General features: G+C 70.7%; 19 protein-coding genes, 2 tRNA genes and 1 pseudogene. 10 read left to right on the top strand and 12 right to left on the bottom strand.

The window, feature by feature from the left end:
* The first annotated feature begins 12 nt into the window (after positions 1 to 12).
* A complete protein-coding gene (locus tag VKQ35_RS16400) occupies positions 13 to 765 on the top strand; it encodes a creatininase family protein (RefSeq protein ID WP_324363699.1) in 753 nt (250 codons plus the stop codon).
* Positions 766 to 921: 156 nt separating this feature from the next.
* On the opposite strand, the gene VKQ35_RS16405 is transcribed toward VKQ35_RS16400, so the two are convergent.
* From VKQ35_RS16405 to tsaD, 4 genes are read right to left on the bottom strand one after another with little or no spacing between them, the layout of a single operon-like run.
* Complete coding sequence (locus VKQ35_RS16405; protein ID WP_324363538.1) at positions 922 to 1,281, bottom strand: Rieske (2Fe-2S) protein; 360 nt, start codon at positions 1,279 to 1,281, stop codon at positions 922 to 924.
* Entirely contained in the window at positions 1,268 to 1,552 is a 285-nt protein-coding gene (locus VKQ35_RS16410; protein WP_324363540.1) for a YciI family protein, read from the bottom strand. Before VKQ35_RS16410 ends, VKQ35_RS16405 begins: the two co-directional genes overlap by 14 nt.
* Positions 1,553 to 1,554: 2 nt before the next feature.
* Positions 1,555 to 2,544, bottom strand: coding sequence for an NAD(P)H-dependent glycerol-3-phosphate dehydrogenase (locus VKQ35_RS16415; protein WP_324363542.1), 990 nt, complete (start codon positions 2,542 to 2,544; stop codon positions 1,555 to 1,557).
* Entirely contained in the window at positions 2,541 to 3,641 is a 1,101-nt protein-coding gene (gene tsaD, locus VKQ35_RS16420) for a tRNA (adenosine(37)-N6)-threonylcarbamoyltransferase complex transferase subunit TsaD (protein ID WP_324363701.1), read from the bottom strand. The genes VKQ35_RS16415 and tsaD overlap by 4 nt, the downstream gene beginning before the upstream one ends.
* A gap of 71 nt (positions 3,642 to 3,712) precedes the next feature.
* On the opposite strand from tsaD, the gene hemC reads away from it, so the two are divergent.
* Positions 3,713 to 4,675, top strand: coding sequence for a hydroxymethylbilane synthase (hemC, locus tag VKQ35_RS16425; RefSeq protein WP_324363544.1), 963 nt, complete (start codon positions 3,713 to 3,715; stop codon positions 4,673 to 4,675).
* Here the strand turns inward: hemC and VKQ35_RS16430 are convergent.
* The gene (locus VKQ35_RS16430; RefSeq protein WP_324363546.1) at positions 4,672 to 4,833 is read right to left on the bottom strand and encodes a hypothetical protein; all 162 of its coding nucleotides are present in this window, start codon (positions 4,831 to 4,833) and stop codon (positions 4,672 to 4,674) included. The genes hemC and VKQ35_RS16430 overlap by 4 nt on opposite strands.
* A gap of 80 nt (positions 4,834 to 4,913) precedes the next feature.
* Between VKQ35_RS16430 and VKQ35_RS16435 the strand changes: the two genes are divergently transcribed.
* The 4 genes from VKQ35_RS16435 (at position 4,914) to VKQ35_RS16450 (ending at position 8,166) form a co-directional block, all read left to right on the top strand.
* Positions 4,914 to 5,618 (top strand): uroporphyrinogen-III synthase, encoded by a 705-nt coding sequence (locus VKQ35_RS16435; RefSeq protein ID WP_324363548.1) that lies wholly within the window; start codon positions 4,914 to 4,916, stop codon positions 5,616 to 5,618.
* Positions 5,615 to 6,490: a hypothetical protein gene (locus VKQ35_RS16440; protein ID WP_324363550.1), complete on the top strand. Its 876-nt coding sequence runs from the start codon at positions 5,615 to 5,617 to the stop codon at positions 6,488 to 6,490. The genes VKQ35_RS16435 and VKQ35_RS16440 overlap by 4 nt, the downstream gene beginning before the upstream one ends.
* 10 nt (positions 6,491 to 6,500) lie before the next feature.
* Positions 6,501 to 8,036, top strand: coding sequence for a heme biosynthesis protein HemY (locus VKQ35_RS16445; protein WP_324363552.1), 1,536 nt, complete (start codon positions 6,501 to 6,503; stop codon positions 8,034 to 8,036).
* 54 nt (positions 8,037 to 8,090) lie between these two features.
* Positions 8,091 to 8,166 (top strand) — tRNA-Thr (locus tag VKQ35_RS16450).
* Between the two features lie 100 nt (positions 8,167 to 8,266).
* Here the strand turns inward: VKQ35_RS16450 and VKQ35_RS22085 are convergent.
* Positions 8,267 to 8,365: pseudogene (locus VKQ35_RS22085) on the bottom strand (PEPxxWA-CTERM sorting domain-containing protein); the annotation flags it as partial.
* Between the two features lie 1,378 nt (positions 8,366 to 9,743).
* Here VKQ35_RS22085 and VKQ35_RS16460 point away from each other — a divergent pair.
* Positions 9,744 to 10,106: a hypothetical protein gene (locus tag VKQ35_RS16460; protein ID WP_324363556.1), complete on the top strand. Its 363-nt coding sequence runs from the start codon at positions 9,744 to 9,746 to the stop codon at positions 10,104 to 10,106.
* A gap of 1 nt (position 10,107) precedes the next feature.
* Here VKQ35_RS16460 and VKQ35_RS16465 read toward each other — a convergent pair whose 3' ends face one another.
* Entirely contained in the window at positions 10,108 to 10,887 is a 780-nt protein-coding gene (locus VKQ35_RS16465) for a Sir2 family NAD-dependent protein deacetylase (protein WP_324363558.1), read from the bottom strand.
* Between the two features lie 210 nt (positions 10,888 to 11,097).
* Positions 11,098 to 11,403 (bottom strand): YggT family protein, encoded by a 306-nt coding sequence (locus VKQ35_RS16470; RefSeq protein ID WP_324363560.1) that lies wholly within the window; start codon positions 11,401 to 11,403, stop codon positions 11,098 to 11,100.
* Between the two features lie 141 nt (positions 11,404 to 11,544).
* Between VKQ35_RS16470 and VKQ35_RS16475 the strand changes: the two genes are divergently transcribed.
* Positions 11,545 to 11,620 (top strand) — tRNA-Ala (locus VKQ35_RS16475).
* Positions 11,621 to 11,638: 18 nt separating this feature from the next.
* Here the strand turns inward: VKQ35_RS16475 and VKQ35_RS16480 are convergent.
* The 4 genes from VKQ35_RS16480 to VKQ35_RS16495 form a co-directional block, all read right to left on the bottom strand.
* Positions 11,639 to 12,535 (bottom strand): DUF1206 domain-containing protein, encoded by an 897-nt coding sequence (locus VKQ35_RS16480; RefSeq protein ID WP_324363562.1) that lies wholly within the window; start codon positions 12,533 to 12,535, stop codon positions 11,639 to 11,641.
* Positions 12,536 to 12,548: 13 nt separating this feature from the next.
* On the bottom strand, positions 12,549 to 15,428 hold the full coding sequence (polA, locus tag VKQ35_RS16485) for a DNA polymerase I (protein WP_324363564.1): 2,880 nt from the start codon (positions 15,426 to 15,428) through the stop codon (positions 12,549 to 12,551).
* 48 nt (positions 15,429 to 15,476) lie between these two features.
* Positions 15,477 to 16,334 (bottom strand): FkbM family methyltransferase, encoded by an 858-nt coding sequence (locus VKQ35_RS16490; RefSeq protein WP_324363566.1) that lies wholly within the window; start codon positions 16,332 to 16,334, stop codon positions 15,477 to 15,479.
* A 181-nt stretch (positions 16,335 to 16,515) separates the two neighbouring features.
* A complete protein-coding gene (locus VKQ35_RS16495) occupies positions 16,516 to 17,337 on the bottom strand; it encodes an isocitrate lyase/phosphoenolpyruvate mutase family protein (protein WP_324363568.1) in 822 nt (273 codons plus the stop codon).
* A 125-nt stretch (positions 17,338 to 17,462) separates the two neighbouring features.
* Between VKQ35_RS16495 and recF the strand changes: the two genes are divergently transcribed.
* Both recF and gyrB read left to right on the top strand, forming a co-directional pair.
* Complete coding sequence (recF, locus tag VKQ35_RS16500; protein ID WP_324363570.1) at positions 17,463 to 18,629, top strand: DNA replication/repair protein RecF; 1,167 nt, start codon at positions 17,463 to 17,465, stop codon at positions 18,627 to 18,629.
* Positions 18,626 to 21,088, top strand: coding sequence for a DNA topoisomerase (ATP-hydrolyzing) subunit B (gene gyrB, locus VKQ35_RS16505; RefSeq protein ID WP_324363572.1), 2,463 nt, complete (start codon positions 18,626 to 18,628; stop codon positions 21,086 to 21,088). Before recF ends, gyrB begins: the two co-directional genes overlap by 4 nt.
* The last annotated feature ends 37 nt before the right edge of the window (positions 21,089 to 21,125 follow it).

Raw genomic sequence — 21,125 nt, forward strand, 5'->3', positions numbered from 1 at the left:
CGAGGCCTTCCCATGCTGCTGCACCTCTCGACCTGGCAAGAGATCGAGGACTATCTGAAGCGCGACAAGACGGTGGTGATCCCCATCGGCTCCAACGAGCAGCACGGTCCGACCGGCCTGTTGGGCACCGACTGGCTCTGTCCCGAGATCATCGCCCACCAGGCGCAGCGCCAGCACCCCGACCTGCTGGTCGCGCCCACCTTCAACATCGGCATGGCGCAGCACCACCTGGGCTTCCCGGGCACCATCGCGCTGCGCCCCTCGACCTTCATGGCGGCGATCGGCGACTGGTGCCGCAGCCTCGGCCTCGCCGGCTTCGAGAAGCTCTATTTCCTCAACGGCCACGGCGGCAATGTCGCGACCATCGACGCGGCCTTCTCCGAGCTCTACGCAGAGGCCACCTACAGCCAGCGCAACCGGGGCTTCGCCTGCAAGCAGAAGAACTGGTGGGAGCTTAGCGGCGTGCTCGCGCTCGCCAACCGCCAGTTCCCCACCGGCCACGGCAGCCACGCCACGCCGTCCGAGATCGCGGTCACCCAGTGGGCCTATCCGGACAGCATCAAGTCGGCCAACTACGCCCCGCAGATCGCGCCCACCGGCCCGATCCGCGAGGCGCTCGATTTCCGCGCCCGCTATCCCGACGGCCGCATGGGCTCCGACCCCGGCCAGGCGACCCCGGACAAGGGCGGCGAACTGGTGGCGACCGCGGTGAAGGCGCTCGTCGAGGACGTGGCGGCGTTCAGCAACGAGGCGATGCCGGGGTGATAGATGCTCCCCCTCAGGGGGAGCTGTCTGCGGAGACAGACTGAGGGGGTTAAAGCCCACCGGTCTGTCCGCCGCGGGTGAAACCCCCTCCGTCTCGCCGCTCCGCGCCGAGCCACCTCCCCCTGTCGCGCGCTAAGCGCGCTGGTGGAGGATCTTTCACGCCGTCCAGACCTCGCCCTCGCGGACTTCCACCGGCCACGCCGTCAGGCGCTCGCCGAGGCATGGCGTCGTCACGCCCTCGCCGGTCAGGCTGAACAGCGCGCCGTGGCCGGCGCAGAGGATGTGGTCGCCGGCTCGCGTCAGGTAGCGGTCGTCGAAGCCCAGCGGCCAGCCGGCGTGCGGGCACTGGTCGACGTAGCCGGCGAGAAGGTCGCCGGCGCGCACCACGAAGCCCGCGAACAACCGCGTGTCGACGCGGAACCGGAAGCCTTTCGACCCCGGGTCGGCGATCTCGTCGAGCGCGCAGAGGTGCACGCCCGCCGGCGGCCTCGCCGGATTGTCGCTAGAGCGATCCAATGGTCGCCCGGAAGCCGCGGGCCTCGACGCGCTCGAAGACGCCGGCCAGTTGATAGGGATCGGCCGCGTTGAAGGCCTTGGCGGCGGCCAGGTCCGCCACATCGAGGATGAACAGCGACCCGGCCATGGCCTCGGTCTCGTCCAGCATGGGCCCGGCGACCTTCACCGCGGCGATGTGCTCGCGGACATAGGCCAGATGCGCCTCGCGGGTGGCCATCCGCAGGTCGAGCGAATTGGGCTTGTCGAAGCAGGCCAGCATGAAGAGCGCCATGTCTATTCCTCGCGGAGCGGTCGGGAGAGCAGGCCACGGATCGCGTCGTCGACGCCGACCTCGCCGGCCAGGATGGCGGCGACAGCCTCGCAGATGGGGACGTCGACGCCGAGCTTGCGGGCCAGCTGTCGCACGGCGGGCGCGGTCGCGACGCCCTCGGCGACCGACAGCTTGCCGGAGAGCGCGTCCGCCAGCGTCTGGCCGCGCCCGAGCGCCAGGCCGACGCTCATGTTGCGCGACTGCGGGCTGGAGCAGGTCAGCACCAGGTCGCCCAGGCCGCACAGCCCGGCCACGGTCTCGGCCTGGCCGCCCAGCGCCACGGCGATCCGGGTGAGTTCGGAGAAGCCGCGGGTGATTAGGGCGGCGTGCGCGCTGCGCCCCAGGCCGCGCCCCTCGACGATGCCGCAGGCGATGGCCAGCACGTTCTTCACCGCCCCGCCAGCCTCGGCGCCGATCACGTCGGTGGCGAAGTAGGGCCGAAAGGTTGGGGTGGCGATCAGCTCGGCGAGCGCCTCGGCGCAGCCGGGGTCGGGACAGGCCAGCGTCACCGCCGTCGGCAGGCCGCGCGCCACCTCGCCGGCGAAGCTTGGGCCCGACAGCACGGCCGGGGCGGCCTGGGGGATGGTCTCGGCCAGCACCTGGGTCATCAGCTTCAGCGACCCCTGCTCGATCCCCTTGGCGCAGAGCAGGATCGGCAGGCCCTCGCGGGCGTGGGGCGCAAACGCGGTCAGGGCCGCGCGCAGATGCTGCGCCGGCGCCACCGCCAGCACCACGTCGCAGCCTTCCATGTCCACAAGGTCGGTTGTGGAAACGATTCCCGGATCGAGCTCCACGCCCGGCAGGAAGCTGGTGTTCTCGTGGCTGGTGTTGATCGAGGCCACGACGTCGGCCTCGCGGGCCCATAGGATCGTCTCCAGCCCGGCCCGCGCGCAGACCTGGGCGAGCGCCGTCCCCCAGGCGCCGCCGCCGATGACTCCGGCTCTCTGGCTCATGCTTTCGCGCCCTTGCGGCCGGGCGCATGCGTCGGGTTGGCGCTGGCCGCGGCCTCATCCAACGGCCAACGGGGTCTCGCGGGTGCATCGAGCGGATCGGACATGCCCAGCGCCAGCCGCTCGGCGCCGGCCAGAGCGATCATGGCGGCGTTGTCGGTGCAGTAGGCAAGTGGCGGCGCGGTAAAGGAAAATCCGCGCGTCTGCGCGACCGCCTGCAGCCGAACGCGCACCGCGCCGTTGGCCGCGACGCCGCCGGCCACCACGAACCGCAGGCCCTGTCCCGCATGCTCGGCCGCGTAGAGCCCCATGGCCCGGTCGCTCCGCTCGGCGAGCTGCGCGGCGATGGCCGCCTGCGCCGCCGCCGCCAGATCGGCGCGCTCGGCCTGCGTGCTCAGCCCCTCCGCGATCCGCGCCGCCGCGGTCTTCAGGCCGGAAAACGAGAAATCGCAGTCCTTCCGCCCGAGCAACATTCGAGGAAGCTCGAAATGTGCCGGATCGCCCGCTTCGGCCAGGGCCTCCAGCGCCGGGCCGCCCGGATAGGGCAGGCCGAGCGTCTTGGCGATCTTGTCGAAGGCCTCGCCGGCGGCGTCATCGATGGTCGAGCCGAGCCGCCGGCAGGCGCCGATGCCCTCGACCGCCAGCAGCTGGCAGTGCCCGCCGCTGACCAGCAGCAGCAGGAACGGATAGCCGACCTGCGCCGCCAGCCGCGCCGAGACCGCATGCCCCTCCAGATGGTTCACCGCCACCAGCGGCAGGCCGCGCGCCAGCGCGATCGCCTTGCCGAACGACAGCCCGACCATGACGCCGCCGACCAGGCCCGGCCCGGCGGTCGCGGCGACGCCGGTCAGGCCGTCGAACCCGACCCCCGCGTCAGCCAGGGCCTGGGCGGCGATGGCGTCGATGCTCTCCACATGCGCCCGCGCCGCGATCTCCGGCACCACGCCGCCGAACGGCGCGTGGGCGGCGATCTGGCTGGCGATCACCGAGGAGAGCACCTCGACGGTCCCGTCAGCGTCCAGGCGCACGACCGCGGCCGCGGTCTCGTCGCAGCTCGTCTCCAGGCCGAGGACGGTTTGGGTCTTGCTGTCGGGGGTCATCCGGTTGCCGGGGGGCGCCCGCTCCTGTAGCAGGCGCATCTTGCAGTCCGCTCCGAGGTAGCCCTCCCACCGTGCCTACGCAACCAATCCGCATCGGCGCCCGGGGCTCCAAGCTCAGCCTCGCCCAGGCCGGCCACATGCAGCGCCGCATCGCCGCCGCCCTGGGCGCCGACCCGGAAAAGCCCGGCGAGGTCGCGGCCGCCGCCCCCTTGATCGTCATCACCACCACCGGCGACCGCGTGCAGGACCGCCGGCTGCTGGAGATCGGCGGCAAGGGCATGTTCACCAAGGAGATCGAGGAGGCCCTGCTGGAGGGCCGCATCGACTGCGCGGTGCACTCGCTGAAGGACATGCCGGCGCTGCTGCCGGACGGCCTCTGCATCGCCGCCATCCCCGAGCGGGAGGACCCGCGCGACGCCTTCCTCAGCCTCAAGGCCGAGCGGCTGGAGGACCTGCCGCAGGGCGCCGTGCTCGGCACCGCCAGCCTGCGGCGCCAGGCCCAGATGCTGCATCGCCGCCCCGACCTCGACGTCCAGATGCTGCGCGGCAATGTGGATACGCGCCTGGCCAAGCTGCAGGCCGGCGACGCCGACGCGATCCTGCTGGCCTATGCGGGCTTGAAGCGCCTGGGCCTGGGCGACCGCGCCCAGAGCCTGATCGATCCGGTCGAGTGCCCGCCGGCGCCGGGCCAGGGCGCGCTCGCCATCGAGACCCGCGTGGGCGACTGCGACGCCGCCTGGGTGCAGGCGATCCGCCACGTTCCGACGGTGGTCGCTGTGGCCGCCGAACGCGGCGCCCTGGCCGCGCTCGAAGGCTCCTGCAAGACAGCCATCGGGGCGCATGCCTGGTTCGAGGGCGCGCACCTGAAGCTGATCGTCGAAGCGCTGTCGACGGACGGCGCCCGGCGTTTCCGCCACGCAGGCGAGGCCGACCTCACGGAACTCGCGGATGCCGAGGCCTCCGCTCGGGCGCTCGGCCTCTCCCTGGGCCTGGCGGTCAAGGCCGAGGCCGGCGACGCGATCGACCTCAGCTAGCGCGACATCCAGGGCTTGGACTTCGACGAGGCGTGGGCCGCGGCGGCCTGCTCGCGCTGGAACTTGCCGCCGCGGGGCGGCTTCGGCCGCGCGGCGATCTTCTCGTTCTTCAGGCGCAGGGCCCGCTGGATCGGGGTCTCTTCGGGTTTGTCAGTCATCAGAGGTCTCTGCGCGGTGCGGCCACTGCCGACCTAACACGGTTTGCAGAAGGTTAAGGCAATGGGCTCTAATTGGACCCATGGCCCGTCGTCGTCAGAAGATCTGGATCACCCGCGCCCAGCCCGGCGCCGACGCCACGGCTGAGCGGGTGCGGGCGCTGGGGCATGAGGCGGTGATCGCGCCGCTGCTGATGGTGCACGCGCTGCCGGACGTGCAGATCGACCTGCATGGGGTCGCGGCGCTGGCCTTCACCAGCGCCAATGGCGTGCGGGCCTTTTCCGACATCTCGCCGGAACGCGCGATCCGGGTGTTCGCTGTGGGCGCGGCGACCGCGCAGGCGGCGCGGGCCGCCGGGTTCAAGCTGGTGCTCTCGGCCGACGGCGATGTCGAGGCGCTCGCCGAAGGCATCGGCCAGCGGCGCGGCGAGCTGCGCGGCGCCGTGCTGCATCCGGGCGCCGTCGACCTGGCCGGCGACCTGGCTGGCGCGCTGGAGAAGCATGGCGTCGAGGCGCGGCGCCTGACGCTCTATGAAACCCTGCCGCTCAAACTGGACGCCGAGGCGGCGAGCCAGCTGGTCACCAGCGACGCGGTGCTCCTGCATTCGCCGCGCGCCGCCCAGGTGCTGGCGGCGCTTGTCAAGGCGCATCCCGCGCCGAAACTGCGCGCGCTCGGCCTCTCCAAGGCGGTGGTCAAGCCGTTGGCGCGCGCCAAGCTGGCGGCGCGGGTGTTTCCCTCCATGCCTCTCGAAGGGGCGCTGCTAAATCTGATAGACCGCACCTCATGACCTCGCCGCCCGTCCCCGAGCTCAGCCCGCCGAAGGATCCGGCCGCCTATCGGCCCAAGCCCCTGCTGGGCGCGACCTTCTGGGCGATGATGGTGCTCATGCTGCTCTGCGTGCTGGCCGGGGTCGGCATCGCCGACTTCGGGCCGAAGCTGTTCGCGCCCAAGCCCGCGCCCGCCGCGGCGAAGACCACCATCGATACGCCCGCGCCGGGCGAGCGCGAGGCCCCGGCCGCAGCCTTCCCGCCTGCGCCTGCGCCCGCCGTCGCGCCCGCGGCGCCGTCGGCCGATGTCGGCCGGCTGAGCGCCCGGGTCGCCACGCTGGAGGCGCAGGAGAGCCACGCCTCGCAGGCCGCCGCGGCGGCGCTGGCCGCCGCCGCCGTCGTCGAGGCGAGCCAGGGCACGGGCCCCTTCGCCGACGAGCTGTCCAGCCTACGCGCCATCTCGCCGCCCTCGCCGGAGCTGCAGGCCCTGGCGCGCCTCGCCCAGGCCGGCGCCCCCAGCCGCACCGCGCTCGCGGCGACCTATCCAGACTACGCCGCCCGCGCCGCCAGCGCCGCGCGCGCGCCGGGTTCCAAGGCGGGGCTTGGCGAACGGATCGTCTATGAGCTTTCCCGGGTCGTGAACCTGCGCCGGATCGGCGAGCAGGCCGGCGACAGCGTCGACGCCCTCCTGGCCCGCGCCGAGCGGCAGGTGGACGATGGCGACCTCGACAAGGCCTTGCGCACGCTGGATCGCTTGCCGCCCGGGGCGCGGGACGCCATGGCGGCCTGGCGGGCGCGCGCCGAGCGGCGCGCCGAGATCGACCGCAACGCCGAGGCGCTGCGGGCCCGCGCGCTGCAGACCCTGGCCGCGCAGGCCAGAGGCGGCGCGTGAGGACGGGCCGATGATCAGGGCCAGCCTCGTCGTCCTGTTTGTCGCCGCCGCCGCGGTCGCCGCCCTGGCGCTGACCGGCGACGCTGGGCGCGCGAGCGTGGTCTGGCTGGGCTGGCGCGCCGACATGACGGCCGCGGTGATGGTGCTGATCGTGCTCTTGGGCGCGCTCCTCACCACGGTCTTCTGGCGCACGCTATTGTGGGTCCTGGCTGCGCCGCAACGGACGGCCCGCGCCCGCGCCGAGGCGCGGCGGCGCCAAGCCAACGAGGCCCTGACCCGCGGTTTCCTGGCCGCCGCCGCCGGCGACGGCTCCGAGGCCCGCCGCCTGGCGCAGAAGGCGGCCGACCTCGCCGACGAGACGCCGGGCCTGGTCCGGGTGCTGGCCGCCCAGGCCGCCGAGGCCGCCGGCGATGTGGCCGCGACCCAGGCCGCCTATTCCGCCATGCTGGGCTTCCCGGAGATGCGGCTCGCCGGCCACAAGGGGCTGATGCAGCTGGCGCTGGCGCAGGGCGAGCGCGAGACCGCGCTGCGTCACGCCCAGGAGGCCTTCAGCGAGACCCGCAGCGCGCGCTGGGCCTGGCGCGCGCTCCTGGAAAACCGCCTCGCCGCCGCCGAATGGAGCGCGGGCCTCGAGCTGGTGAAGAACGCGCTCGACCGCAAGATCGTCCCGCCGGTCACCGCCGAGCGCGCCCGCGCCGCCCTGCTGGCGGCGCTCGCGGCGCAACAGGAGACCTCCGCCGACGCCAAGACGCGGGCGCAGGCCCTGGACAGCGCCGTCGAGGCCGCCAAGCTGCAGCCAGGCTTCGCGCCGGGCGTCGTCATGGCGGCGCGCCTCTTGGCCGCCGACGGCAAGCTCGGCCGCGCGACCCAGACCCTGGAGAACGCCTGGAAGGTCGCGCCGCACCCGGCGCTCTGGCTCGCCTACCGCGACCTGAAGACCAACGAGACCCCAGCCGAGCGGGCGCGCCGCCTGACCGACCTTGCCGCCCAGAACCCCGGCCACCGCGAGAGCCGCATCCTCAATGTCGAGCGCGCGCTGATCGTCAACGACGCCACGGGCGCCCGCGAAGCGACCGTGAGCCTGGAGACCGAGCCGCTCACCGCCCGGCTGGCGGGCCTGCATGCCCGCGTCGCCTACGCCTGCGGCCAGCCGGACGAGGCGCGGCTGTGGCTCGCTCAGGGGATGAACGCCCCGCAGGAGCCCGACTGGTCCGACCTCGACCCCGAGGGCCGCGCCTTCGCCTACCAGGCGCTGGACTGGGCGCGGCTGGTGATGACCTTCGCCGAGAGCGGCGAGCTGATCCATCCGCGCCACGAGCGCGCGGAGCGCGTGATGAACGCCCTGCCGGAGCTGCCGATCGCCTATGCGGACGCCCCGTTCCTCAGCGCCGACGGCCGCGCGCCACAGCTCTATGCGCTGGATGACGAGCGCTACGGCGAGGAGGACCAGACCACCGCCGACCCCGGTCCGGCGCCGGCGCGGCGCGGCGCAAATCGAGGCTCTGGCCGTGGCCGCTTGGCGAGTGCGCCGAGAGCCGCTAAATAGGCCCTCCTTCGCGGCGGGGGTTGTTCGCGCCGCACCAAGACCAGGCCTTCTTGGGCCGCCTTAGCTCAGCTGGTAGAGCGGCGCATTCGTAATGCGTAGGTCGGAGGTTCGAGTCCTCTAGGCGGCACCATCTTCCCGACAGCAGAAAGCCCCAGCAAAGCAAAAACCCCGGCGCCTGGCGGCGGCCGGAGCTTTGCCTATCCGCGACGACCTGGACCGAGGTCTCGGAGTCAGACGGCGGCGGGTGCCTGGCGGCGGCGGTTGCGCAGCGTCGCGCCGACGCCGCCGAAGCCCAGGATCATCAGCGCCCAGGTGGCGGGTTCGGGCACGCCCAGGTTGGCCGCGAGCGTGTCGAACTCGAAGGAGTTGCCGGCCGACCCGAAGATGATCTTGTCCACCGGGTTGGACCCGAAGTCGTAGCGGATGCGCAGGCCGATCGACTGGTCGCCGTTGCCCGGCGGCACGCCGCCCCAGATGGCGTCGCCCTGGAGCGTCCAGTCGTAGCCCCCGGGCCCGAGCAGCTCGACGCTGTTGTAGGAGTCCGGCGAGCCCAAGAAGAAGCTGAAGCTGGTCATCGGCGTCGGCGAGGTAAACACCGCCTGCTCGCCGCCCAGCACCGTCTCGTAGTTGGTCAGGTCGCCCGGCGGCGGCGCGCTGACGCTGGGGTCGAGGCCGAGCGCGCCGGAGCGCACATAGCCGCCGGCGAAGCCGAAGCCCGGCGCGTTCGGATGATCGAAGTCGACGACCGTCTGCTGGTCGACGGGCACCCCCGGGTCGGTGTGCGTCAGGTTGCTGAGCCGGGTGATGGTGGGCGCGGTCGCTGGCGGCGGGAAGGCGGCGTTCTGCAGGACGACGTTGTCCAGGAAGGCGGTCTCGTCGCTGCCGGTCAGGCCCTGGAAGCCCAGGGTGTAGCTGTCGCCCGCGGTGAGGCCGGAGAGCGTCAGGCTGTTGAAGCCGAAGTTCGAGCCGCTGACGGTGGTGAAGTTGGAGCCGACCTGCGTTCCGTTCACGGTCACGTCGTAGGTCTCCGCGCCGCCGCTGCAGCAGGCGCGGCCGGCGCTCAGCCAGCCGAGGTGCTCGGTGGACGCCGCGGCCGTGAAGCTCTGGGTGATGGTGCTCGCGCCCTGCAGGGAGGCGAACTGCACGCCGTCCTTGCCGCTGGGACCCGAGCCGCCGTACCAGGCGCTTGAGCCCGAGGCGTTGACGAGCGCCGCGCCGTTGTAGGTCCAGGCGTTGGCCACGGGGGTCGCGCCGATCGGCGAGATGGTGCCGAAGGGCAGGCCCGGATAGGTGTAGTTGCCGGTCCCGATGTTGTAGGCCTCGAAGCTGCCGTCGTTCAGCAGATTGGCGGCCTGCGCCACGCCGCCGGACAGCAGCACACCGGTCGCCGCGGCGGTCAGTAGAATCTGGTTCAGCCTACGCATCTCAACTCGATCCCCTGCAAGACAATCGCGCCGAAGCGTGCCATCTCGCCAATTGCCGCCGAATATTCGGCTGTCATCTCGGCTTGCACAGGTTTCGCGCCGGGGAGGGCTTGACCTGCAAAAGCGAGACACCGGTACATATCAGCGGTTTTTCAAAGGGGTTATTATGCGAGAATTATCAAGGGGGTTGGCAGCCCTGTCGTTGCTGGTGTTCGCCCTGCCCGCGACTGCCGCGCCACAGGCGAAAACTTCGCCTGTCGCGGGTATTGCCGGTTCGTCGGCCGTGAGCGGCGACGTCCGCTGCCTGCTGACCATGTACGCGCTCGGCCGCGACAAGCAGCGACAACAGGCCGCACTCCTCGGGGTCTACTTCTTCATCGGCCGGATCAGCGCCAGGTCCCCCGGCATCGATCTGCCGGCGGCGGTGAAGACCGAAGCCGCCAAGCTGCAGGGCAAGCCGCTGAACGACGAGGCCAAGCGCTGCGGCGCGATGGTCGAGGGCGGCATGCGCGCCCTGCAGGCCAGTTTCGGCCCTCCGCAGGCCGCGCCGGGAGCTTCCCCCAACCCTGGCGGGCCCGGTCCGGCGGCGGCGCCCACAGCGTCAGGCCTGCCGCCGGCCATCCCCCAGGCGGCGCCGCCGAAGTAGGCTAGTTGGCCGGCGCCGCGGCGGTCATCGCTGGGCCGATCTCGTCGCGCAGCACGAGGTCGGCGTAGGCGTCCAGGTCGGTGGGCTCGCGGTTGACGATGGCCAGCTTCGCGCCGTTCTGCTTGGCCATCAGCGGGAAGCCGGCCGCCGGGTGGACGACCAGCGACGAGCCCAGCACCAGGAACGTGTCGCAATCGAGCGTCGCGGCCTCGGCCCGCGCCATGGGCTCGAGCGGCATGGCCTGGCCGAAGGAGATGGTCGCGGTCTTCACCAGCCCGCCGCAGCGGCGGCAGTAGGGAATCTCGCCGGCCTTCAGGAAGCTCTCCTTCAGCTCGTCCAGTTCGTGCCGCTCGGCGCATTCCAGGCAGGTGGCGTAGCTGGCGTTGCCGTGCAGCTCGATGATCTTGTCGGCCGGCACGCCGGAGGCCTGGTGCAGGTTGTCGACGTTCTGGGTGATCACCGCGGTGGCCTTGCCCTGGGCGACCAGACGGGCGACCGCGAAATGCCCGGCGTTGGGCTCGCGGCCCACCCAGCCGGCGCGGCCGGAGAAGGCCCGCTCCCAGGCCTCGCGGCGCCTGGCCGGGTCGGAAACGAAGTCCTGGAAATAGATCGGCTTCATCTTGCTCCACACACCGCCCGGGCTGCGGAAGTCGGGAATGCCGGATTCGGTGGAGATGCCGGCGCCGGTGAACACCACGAGGCGCCGCGCGTCGGCGATCAGGCGGGCGAGGTCGGCGCGGGGCTTGGAGGTAGGCTGCGACGGGGGCTGCGACGAGGGCATGGGCGCATATTTGGCCCGGCTCCGGCGCGTCCGCTAGAGGAGAAGGGGGAGGCCGGCCCGACGCTTTGGTCGGGGGGATGCCAGGGTGTTCGCCGGGCCGGCCCATGATCTGCTCGGCGGGGGGAGGGCCGAGGGATCGCAGCCCATAACCGGCCGCCGAACGATAGGTTCCGAACGGCCTCGCGAAATCGCGCCGGGGGCCCCGTGCGCCTAGTGCAGCACCGCGATGATCGGTCCAAAGGCCAGCGGCAGCAGATAGATGCGGATGCCCTGCAGGACCAGCAGGACGATGATCGGGCTGATGTCGACGCCGCCGATCGGCGGAATGACCTTCTGCACCGGCCGCAGGATCGGCCGGGTCACCGCGTCCAGGAAGCGGGCGATGTTGTAGACGAACTGGTTGCGCAGGTTGATCACGTCGAAGGCCACCAGCCACGACAGGATCGCGCTGACGATGATCGCGATGACCAGCAGGTTCAAAAGCGCGTCGATGATGAAGAGCAGAAAGGATCCCATGACGCGGTTCTAGCGGCCTTTGCGGACCTGACAAGGCTGCGCCGTGGCCGTCTGAGGCGCCTGGGGCCTCGCGGCGGCTTGACAGAGGCGGGCGCAAAAGGGTTATTCCGCGCCTTCCTGGTCATCCCCCGTGGTTTCTAGGGGGCCGTAGCTCAGATGGTAGAGCGCCTCGTTCGCAATGAGGAGGTCAGGGGTTCGATTCCCCTCGGCTCCACCAGGACCCCCAAACTGGCCGCTAGGCGGGGCTGCTGAACGCCTGTTCCGGGCGGATCGGGCGATACCAGGCCTCAATGAAGGCGAAGGCGCCGAAGGCTGCGACGCCTAGGGAGACCAGACCCATCATCTCGTCGCCGAACGCTTGGGCGTGCAGGGCGCCGAGCGCGCCGCCGACCCCGCGCGCCTCGGTGGCGCGCTCGTGCCAGCCGGCGCGCAGCATGAAGAAGCCCACCGGCAGCATGGCCAGGCCGCGCCCCAAATAGCCGATCCGCGCCAGCCAGCAGGCCCAACTGGCCACGCTCGGCCGGCACTTGAGCGTCGAGCCGAAGTTGTCGAACGCCGCCCGCACCGCGTTGCCGACGCCGCAGGCGATGATGAACAGGCCGAGCAGGATCACCAGCTTCGGGCCGAGCGGCCAGGCCATCACCTTGGCGACCCGTTCGCTGGTCTTCTCGAGCTCGGCGTGACGCAGGTCGTGCAGGGTGTCGATGACCCCGAAGATCGACACCGCCAGGCTGCCGTAGATGAAGCCGCTCAGCGCCTGGCCCAGGCGGCTCGCCAGCGCCTTGGGGCGGGTCCCCTGATTGTCGGCGTCGAACACCGCCTGCAGGGCGCGCCAGCCGGCGAAACCGTAGAGGCCGACGCCCGTCACCCACAGCAGCAGCACGCCCAGCGGCCACCGGGCCCAGGCCTTGAGCGCGCCGATCGCGCCGTGCGGATGCGGCGTCAGGCCCATCGCGGCCAGGAGGGCGATGGCGCCGACGCTCAGGTAGACCATGCCGCGCGCCATGTAGCCGAGGCGCGCGGTCATCTCCACGGCGGCGGCCCAGGGCGAGACGGAGAAGCGGTGGCGCAGGCGCGCGAACACCCGGATACGCGGCGCCGCGTCGACAATGGCGGCCGCATTCCCATCCATCGCAGACGCTCTCCTAGTGCGCGTCGTCCCAATTGGCCGCCGCACGGGCGTCCACAACCAAGGGAACGGTCAAGGCGACCGCAGGTTCAGGCGCCTTCTCCATGATCCGCTTGGCGACCGCGATCACCGCGTCGGCTTCCGCCTCCGGCGCCTCGAAGATCAGTTCGTCGTGCACCTGCAGCAGCATCTTCGCCGTCAGGCCCGCGTCGCGCAGCGCTTGCGGCATGCGCACCATGGCGCGGCGGATCACATCGGCCGCGGCGCCCTGGATCGGGGCGTTGATCGCGGCGCGGTCGCCAAACGCCCGCTCGGCCGGGGATTTCCCCTGGGCCGCCGGGATGTAGATCTTGCGGCCGAAGATGGTGGTGACGAAGCCCTCGGCGCGCACCTGGCGCTGCATGCGGTCCATATAGGTGCGGATGCCGGGGAAGCGCTCGAAGTAGGTCTTGATGTAGGCGCCGGCTTCTTCGCGCGGGATCGACAGCTGGTTGGCGAGGCCAAAGGCCGAGATGCCGTAGACGATGCCGAAGTTGATCGCCTTGGCGCGCCGGCGCGTCTCGGCGGGCATGCCCTCCACCGGCACGCCGAACATCTCCGAGGCGGTCATGGCGTGGATGTCCAAGCCTTGGGCGAAGGCGGCCTTCAGCTGCGGGATGTCGCCGATGTGAGCGAGCAGGCGCAGTTCGATCTGGCTGTAGTCGGCGCTGATCAGCACATGGCCGGGCTCGGCGATGAAGGCCTTGCGGATCTTGCGGCCTTCCTCGGTCCGCACCGGGATGTTCTGCAGATTGGGGTCCGAGGAGGCGAGGCGGCCCGTCGTCGCCGCCGCCAGCGAGTACGACGTGTGGACACGGCTGGTCCTGGGATCGATCGCGGCGACCAGGTTGTCGGTATAGGTGCCCTTCAGCTTCGAGAGCTGGCGCCAGTCCAGCAGGATGCGCGGCAGCTCGTGGCCCTGGGCGGCCAGGTCCTCCAGCATCGAGGCGTCGGTGGACATGGCGCCGGTGGCGGTGGTCTTGCCGGACGCGATGCCCATCTCGCCGAACAGGATGTCGCCGATCTGCTTGGGCGAGCCCAGGTTGAACGGCCGGCCGGCGACGCGGTGGGCGTCCAGCTCAAGCTCGCCCATCCGCACGGCGAAGTCGTTGGAGAGCCGGCGCAGGGTCTCGGGGTCGACCTTGACGCCCGCCAGCTCCATCTCGACCAGCACCTTGGGCATCGGCCGCTCCAGGGTCTCGTAGACCGTGGTCAGCTTCTCGTGGGTCAGGCGGGGCTTGAGGTGCTCATAGATCCGAAGCGTGACGTCGGCGTCTTCCGCCGCGTAGCAGGTCGCCGCCCCCAGCTCGACGTGCTTGAAACTCTTCTGCCCCTTGCCGGTCCCGGCGACGGTCTTGAAGCTGATCGGCTCGTGGTCCAAGAGGCGTTTGGAGAGCTCGTCCATGCCGTAGCTCTTGTGCAGGCCGCCTTCGAGCGCGAAGGCGATCAGCATGGTGTCGTCGATCGGCCCGACGCTGATCCCATAGCGCGACAGCACCGCCATATCGTACTTGCCGTTCTGCGCGACCTTCAGCACGCCCGGCGCTTCCAGCAGCGGCTTCAGCTTGGCGATCACCGTCTCCAGCGGGATCTGGTCGAGGGCTGCGGGCGCGTCGAGCTGCAGGCCGCCCTCGTGCTCATGCTCGTGGCCGACGGGGATGTAGCAGGCCTCGCCGGGCGCGAGGGCGAGCGACACGCCGCAGAGGTTGGCCGCCGAGGACGAAAGCGCGTCGGTCTCGGTGTCGAAGGCCACCAGCCCCTTGGCGAAGGCCTTGGAGATCCAGGCGTCGAGGGTCTCGACATCGCGGACGCATTGGTAGGCGTTGACGTCGATGGCGCCGTGCTTCGGAGCCTCCGGCGCGGCCTTGGGCTCCGGGGTCGGCGCCGCGCTGGGCGCCGTGGCGCCGCCCAGCACCTCGGCGACGCGCCGCGCGATGGTGCGGAACTCCATCTTATCCAGGAAGGCGGCGAGCACCTCGGGGTCCGGCGGTCGAACCGCCAGCTGATCGACCGGCTCGGGCAGGGGCGTGTCGCAGTCGAGCCTCACCAGCTGCTGCGAGAGCCGGATCTGGTCGGCGAAGTCGATCAGGGTCTGGCGGCGCTTGTCCTGCTTGATCTCGCCGGCGCGGGCCAGCAGGGTCTCCAGGTCGCCGTATTCGTTGATCAGGGCCGACGCCGTCTTGATGCCGATGCCCGGCGCGCCCGGCACGTTGTCGACGCTGTCGCCGCACAGGGACTGGACGTCCACCACCTTGTCCGGCGTCACCCCGAACTTGTCGAACACCTGCGCCTCGCGGATCACCAGGTTGGGCGTCTTCATCGTATCCAGCATCGAGACGCGGGGTCCCACCAGCTGCATCAGGTCCTTGTCGGAGGAGACGATCACCACCTCGCCGCCGGCGTCGCGCACCTTGCAGGCGTAGGCGGCGATCAGGTCGTCGGCCTCATAGCCCGGCAGTTCCAGGCAGGGCACGCCGAAGGCCTTGGTGGCGTCGCGCACCAGGGGGAACTGCGGGATCAGGTCCTCCGGCGGCGGCGGACGGTGGGCCTTGTACTGATCGTAGAGCTGGTTGCGGAAGGTCTTCTCGGAATGGTCGAAGATCACCGCCAGGTGGGTTGGCGCCTCGGCCTGGGCCTTCATGTCGACCAAGAGCTTCCACAGCATGTTGCAGAAGCCAGACACCGCGCCCACCGGCAGGCCGTCCGACTTGCGGGTCAAGGGCGGCAGCGCATGGAAGGCCCGGAAGATGAACCCCGATCCGTCGACCAGATAGAGCCGCACGTTCGGCCCATCCTGCGTCGTGGCGCGGGGGATTTCGTCCAGGGTCTGTGGAGCGGTGTCGAGGGTGTCGGTCATGCGAGGAAGATAGGCGCGAGACGGGGCGAGGTCATCCCGCTACCGCGCTCAGGTCTTCACGCCGAGCACGCCCAGATATTTCGCGAACGCGCCGCCCGCGATCTGACCGGCGACCTCGAGGCGGGCGATGATATGGCCGGCCAGGTCGGGGCTGTCGTAGCAGGCGTGGGCCAGGAGCGCTGTCTTCTTCAGCAGGGTGGCGTCGAGCCCAGGGTCGATCAGGTCGCGGGCGTAGACGATGTCGGCCTCGAGCAGCTGGTTGAACGGGGTGCGGATGTCGCTGTTGCGGGTGATCGGCGACACCGACCAGCGCTTCACCTCGGTGAACCGGTGCGGGATGAAGCCGTGCGCCCGCATCCAGACGTCGATCTCCCCAAAGCTCGGCTGGCCCTCGTAGAGCGGCACGAAGGAGACCTCCAGGTGGATCATGGCGCAGCGCGCCAGGCGCGCCTGGCCGTGCTCCAGCGCCTGCAGCTCGCCGCCCTGGATGTCCATCTTCAGGAAGTCGAGGTCCGGCAGGCCGGCGACATCGTCGAGACGCGTGGTCTGCACCGGCTCCGTGCCCTGGACCTGGCCGAAGACGTCGAAGCCGTTGAAGAACTCCAGGCGCCGGGCGTCCGGCTTCAGCAGCGAGGTCATGCCGGACGCGGGCGAGGCCAGGTGCAGGGTCTGCTGCGTCCCATCGCCGATGATGTCGGTGAACAGCGCCAGCGCCTCGCCGTAGGTCGCGCGCAGCTTTTCGTGCTGGCGGACGTCGGCGTCGAAGGCGTTGAGCCGCGCCAGCCCCGCGTCCAGCAGCACGCGGTAGGGCGGCGCCTCGGCGATGTCGGCCGCGCCGATATCGGCCACCTGCAGCGGCGTATCCAGGCCGAGGATTTCGGCGAGCGCTTTCGGGTCGGCGGGCATGCGGCGACGTTAGCCGCCACCCACACTCAGTGTCATCCCGGTTTGGCGGTACGCCAAGACCGGGACCCATCGACGCGGGCTGCGGGGATTTAGATCGACCGTCGCCGCGGCGCTTCGCCTTCGGACCCGGTGTCTATGGGTCCCGGACATCGGCTGCGCCGATTCCGGGATGACACGGGAGTTAGCTTGTCCAGCTCTCGAACCGCTTGTTGAGATTGCCCAGCCGGGTCGCATCCGCCGCGAAGGCCGCCGGATCGCCGTCGCTAAGGAAGGCCGCGGTGGCGTTGGCGACATTGGCGTAGGCCATGCGGAAGGGCGCGGTGGCCGAGCTCACGCGCCGCACGCCCAGGGCCTGCAGCTGGGCGGCCTTGGCGAGCCCCGGCAGCAGCATGATGTTGAGCGGCAGCTTGATCTCGTCGGCCAGCCTGCCGATCAGGTCCGGGTCCGAGGGCCCCGGCACGAAGACGCCGCTGGCCCCGGCGTCCCGGTAGCGCTCGGCCCGGGCGACGGTCTCCACATAGGCCGCGTGGCCCTCGGCCAGGCCCTTCAGATAGACGTCGGTGCGCGCGTTGATGAACAGTGGCACGCCCGCCGCATCGGCCGCCTTTCGCGCCGCCTCGATCTTGCGGGCGTGCAGGTCCGGGGTCCGCGCGCCGTCTTCGAGATTGATGCCGACCGCGCCCGCGCCGATCACCGCCCGGACGGTTTCGGCGAGCCGGTCGAGGTCGTCGGTGTAGCCGCCCTCGATGTCGGCGGTCACAGGCGTGTCGCCGGCCGCGCGGGCCACCGCGGTGATGGTCTCCAGGAGCAGGTTGAGCGGCAGCAGGTCGCCGTCCGGATAGCCGTGGCTCCACGCCACCGCCGCCGAGGACGTCGCCACCGCCTTGGCGCCCGCGTCGGCCATCACCGCCGCGCTCGCGCCGTCCCAGGCGTTGGGCAGGATCAGGATCTCGCCGGTGTGGTGCAGGGCGGCGAACGCCTCGGCCTTGGTCTTCTGATCCATGATCCCCTCCGTCCGGTCTGCAGGCTAGACGTAGGGTGCGTGGGCCCTGTGACAACTGCTCGCCTGGCGGTTTCCGGACCTCGACGTGCTTCGCGCCGAACTGCGAAACCCTGTATGACCCCGCGGTGACCGCCCACGCCCACACTCATACGGCCCTTTCCCGCCTGACCCTGACCGACTTCCGCTCCTATGCGCGGGCGGACCTGATGCTGGATGGGCGCCCGGTCTATCTGGTCGGGCCGAACGGGGCGGGGAAGACCAACCTGCTGGAGGCGGTCAGCCTGTTCACGCCGGGGCGCGGCCTGCGCGGATCGCCCTTGGCCGAGGTCGGCCGGCGGCTGCCGGGCGAGGCCCTGGGCCGCGCCTGGACTGTGGCCGCCGTCGTGTCGGCGGACGGCGAGGAGACCCAGCTTGGCACCGGCGTCGAGACCCCCGGCGCCGCCCGGCGCACGGTCAGGATCGCCGGCGAGACCCTTCCGCCCGGAAGGCTCGCCGACCACCTGCGCCAGGTCTGGCTCACCCCGGCGCAGGACCGCCTGTTCCTGGAGGGCGCCAGCGATCGGCGCCGCTTCTTCGACCGGCTGGTGTTCGCCGCCATCCCGCGCCACGCCGCCCACGCTCAGGCCTACGAGAAGTCGCAACGGGAACGCATGCGCCTGCTGACCGATGAAGCGGGGCCGCCCGACGCGGCCTGGCTCGACGCGCTGGAGGCGAGGCTCGCCGAATCCGGCGCCCTGATGGCCGAGGCTCGCGCGACGACGCTCACGGCGCTTCAGGCTGAGATCGACGGGCGGGGCGAGCGGCCGTTCCCACAGGCGAGGCTCACGCTGACCGGCGAGTGGGAGCAGATGGCCGCGGCCGGGGCCGAGATCGCCGACATCGAGGCGAAACTGGCCGCCGCGCTCGCCGCCGCGCGGCCCCGCGACGCCGCCGCCGGCCGGGCGCTGACCGGTCCGCACCGGGGCGATCTGGCGGTGATCCACGCCGAAAAGGACCGTCCGGCCGCGGAATGTTCGACCGGCGAGCAGAAAGCGCTGATTTTGAACCTGGTCCTGGCTCAATCCGCGCGCCTTTCGCGTGCAGAATCAGCGCCAAGCCCTATATTGTTGCTGGACGAAGTCGCAGCGCATCTGGACCGCACCCGGCGGGCCGCGCTGTTCGACGAAATCGAGGCGCTCGGGCTCCAGGCCTTCCTGACCGGAACCGATGAGCACCTCTTCGAAGACCTGAAAGGACGGGCTCAGGGCGTGCGCGTAGACGCTTCAGGCCTGACTCAGCTGGATCCTAAATGAGCGAAGACATCGACGACCCCCACGGCCCCAAAATTTCAGGGGACGGCCCGACGCCCGAGAACAACGGCCAGGACGACTATGGCGCGGAGAGCATCAAGGTCCTGAAGGGCCTGGACGCGGTGCGCAAGCGGCCGGGCATGTATATCGGCGACACCGACGACGGCTCGGGCCTGCACCACATGGTCTATGAGGTGGTCGACAACGCCATCGACGAGACCCTGGCCGGCTGGGCGACGCGGGTGGAGGTGATCCTCAACGCCGACGGCTCCTGCACGGTGACCGACGACGGCCGCGGCATCCCGGTGGACATCCACGAGGGCGAGGGCATCTCGGCGGCCGAGGTCATCATGACCCAGCTGCACGCCGGCGGGAAATTCGACCAGAATTCCTACAAGGTCTCCGGCGGGCTGCACGGCGTGGGCGTATCGGTGGTCAACGCGCTCTCGCAATTCCTGAAGCTGAAGATCTATCGCGGCGGCAAGTCCTACGAGATGGAATTCCGGCACGGCGACGCGGTCGCGCCGCTCAAGGAGACCGGCGTCGCGCCGATGCGCGAGAACGGCGAGCCCCTGTCAGGGACCGAGGTCACCTTCCTGCCGTCGACCGACACCTTCGCCTTCATCGATTTCGATGTGAAGACGTTGGAGCACCGCCTGCGCGAGCTCGCCTTCCTGAACTCCGGCGTCACCATCTGGCTGAAGGACAACCGGGGCGCCCAGCCGTTCGTCGAGGTCATGCACTACGAGGGCGGCATCGAGGCCTTCGTGCGCCACCTGGACGCCGCCAAGACCTCACTGCTGAAAGAGCCGATCGTCATCCGCGGCAAGCGTGAGAACGTCGAACTCGACATGTCGCTGTGGTGGAACGACAGCTACCACGAGAACGTGCTGTGCTTCACCAACAACATCCCGCAGCGGGATGGCGGCACCCACCTGGCGGCCTTCCGCTCGGCGCTAACGCGGATCATCACCGGCTATGCCGAGAGCTCCGGCGCGGCCAAGCGCGAGAAGGTCTCGGTCGGCGGCGAGGACGCGCGCGAGGGCCTGACCTGCGTGCTTTCGGTCAAGGTGCCGGACCCCAAGTTCTCCTCCCAGACCAAGGACAAGCTGGTCTCCTCCGAGGTGCGCCCGGCCGTGGAAGGCCTGGTCGGCGAGGGCCTGGGCTCCTGGTTCGAGGAGCATCCCAACGAAGCGCGGCTGATCGTCCAGAAGATCGCCGAGGCGGCGGCGGCCCGGGAGGCGGCGCGCAAGGCCCGCGAGCTGACGCGCCGCAAGTCGGCGCTGGACATCTCATCCCTCCCCGGCAAGCTCGCCGATTGCGCCGAGAAGGACCCGGCCAAGTCGGAGATCTTCATCGTCGAGGGCGATTCCGCCGGCGGCTCGGCCAAACAGGCCCGCAACCGCGACAACCAGGCGATCCTGCCCCTGCGCGGCAAGATCCTCAACGTCGAGCGCGCCCGTTTCGACAAGATGCTGGGGTCCGAGCAGATCGGCACCCTGATCACGGCGTTGGGCGCCGGCATCGGCCGCGAAGACTTCGATATCGAGAAGATCCGCTACCACAAGATCGTCCTGATGACCGACGCCGACGTGGACGGCGCGCACATCCGGACCCTGTTGCTCACCTTCTTCTACCGGCAGATGCCGGAGGTGATCGAGCGCGGCTACCTCTATATCGCCCAGCCGCCGCTCTATAAGGCCTCGAAGGGCAAGTCGGTCCGCTACCTCAAGGACGACGCCGAGCTTGAGATCTATCTGATCGACGAAGGCGTCGACGGCGCGACGCTCGACCTCTCCGACGGCCAGAGGATCACCGGCGCGGACCTGCTCGCCATGGTGCAGACCGCGCGCGGGGCCAAGGCCAACGTCGAGCGGCTGGCCGCGCGCGCGCCGGCCTTCGCCATCGAGCAGTCGGCGCTGGCCGGCCTGCTCGCGCCCGGCGGCGATCCGATGAAGGCGGCCGCCCGCCTCGACCTCTATGCCGAGGAGGGCGACGGCCAATGGACCGGCGCGCCGGGTGAGGCCAACAGCTACGTCTTCAGCCGGGTGAAGCGCGGGGTTTCCGAGCGCATCGTGCTGGACGAACTGCTGCTGCACGCCGCCGACGCGCGCCGCCTGGCGGAACGGTCGAAGGAGCTGGCGGAGATCTTCGCCGGCCGGGCGACCTTCACGCGGCGCGACCGCGCCACCGTGGTCCGCGGCCCCATCGACCTGGTCAATGCGGTGATGGACAACGGCCGCCGCGGCCTCGCGATCCAGCGCTACAAGGGCCTGGGCGAGATGAACGCCGACCAGCTGTGGGAAACCACGCTCGACGCCGACGCGCGCACCCTGCTGCAGGTCAAGGTCAATCACCTGGACGACGCCAGCGACATGTTCAGCCGCCTGATGGGCGACCTGGTCGAGCCGCGCCGCGAGTTCATCCAGGAAAATGCGCTCGACGCGGAGGTGGACGTCTAAAACTCGCCATCAGAGGCTCCCATATTGGCTATAGCCA

The organism is Phenylobacterium sp. (assembly GCF_035309685.1).
Lineage (GTDB): Bacteria > Pseudomonadota > Alphaproteobacteria > Caulobacterales > Caulobacteraceae > Phenylobacterium.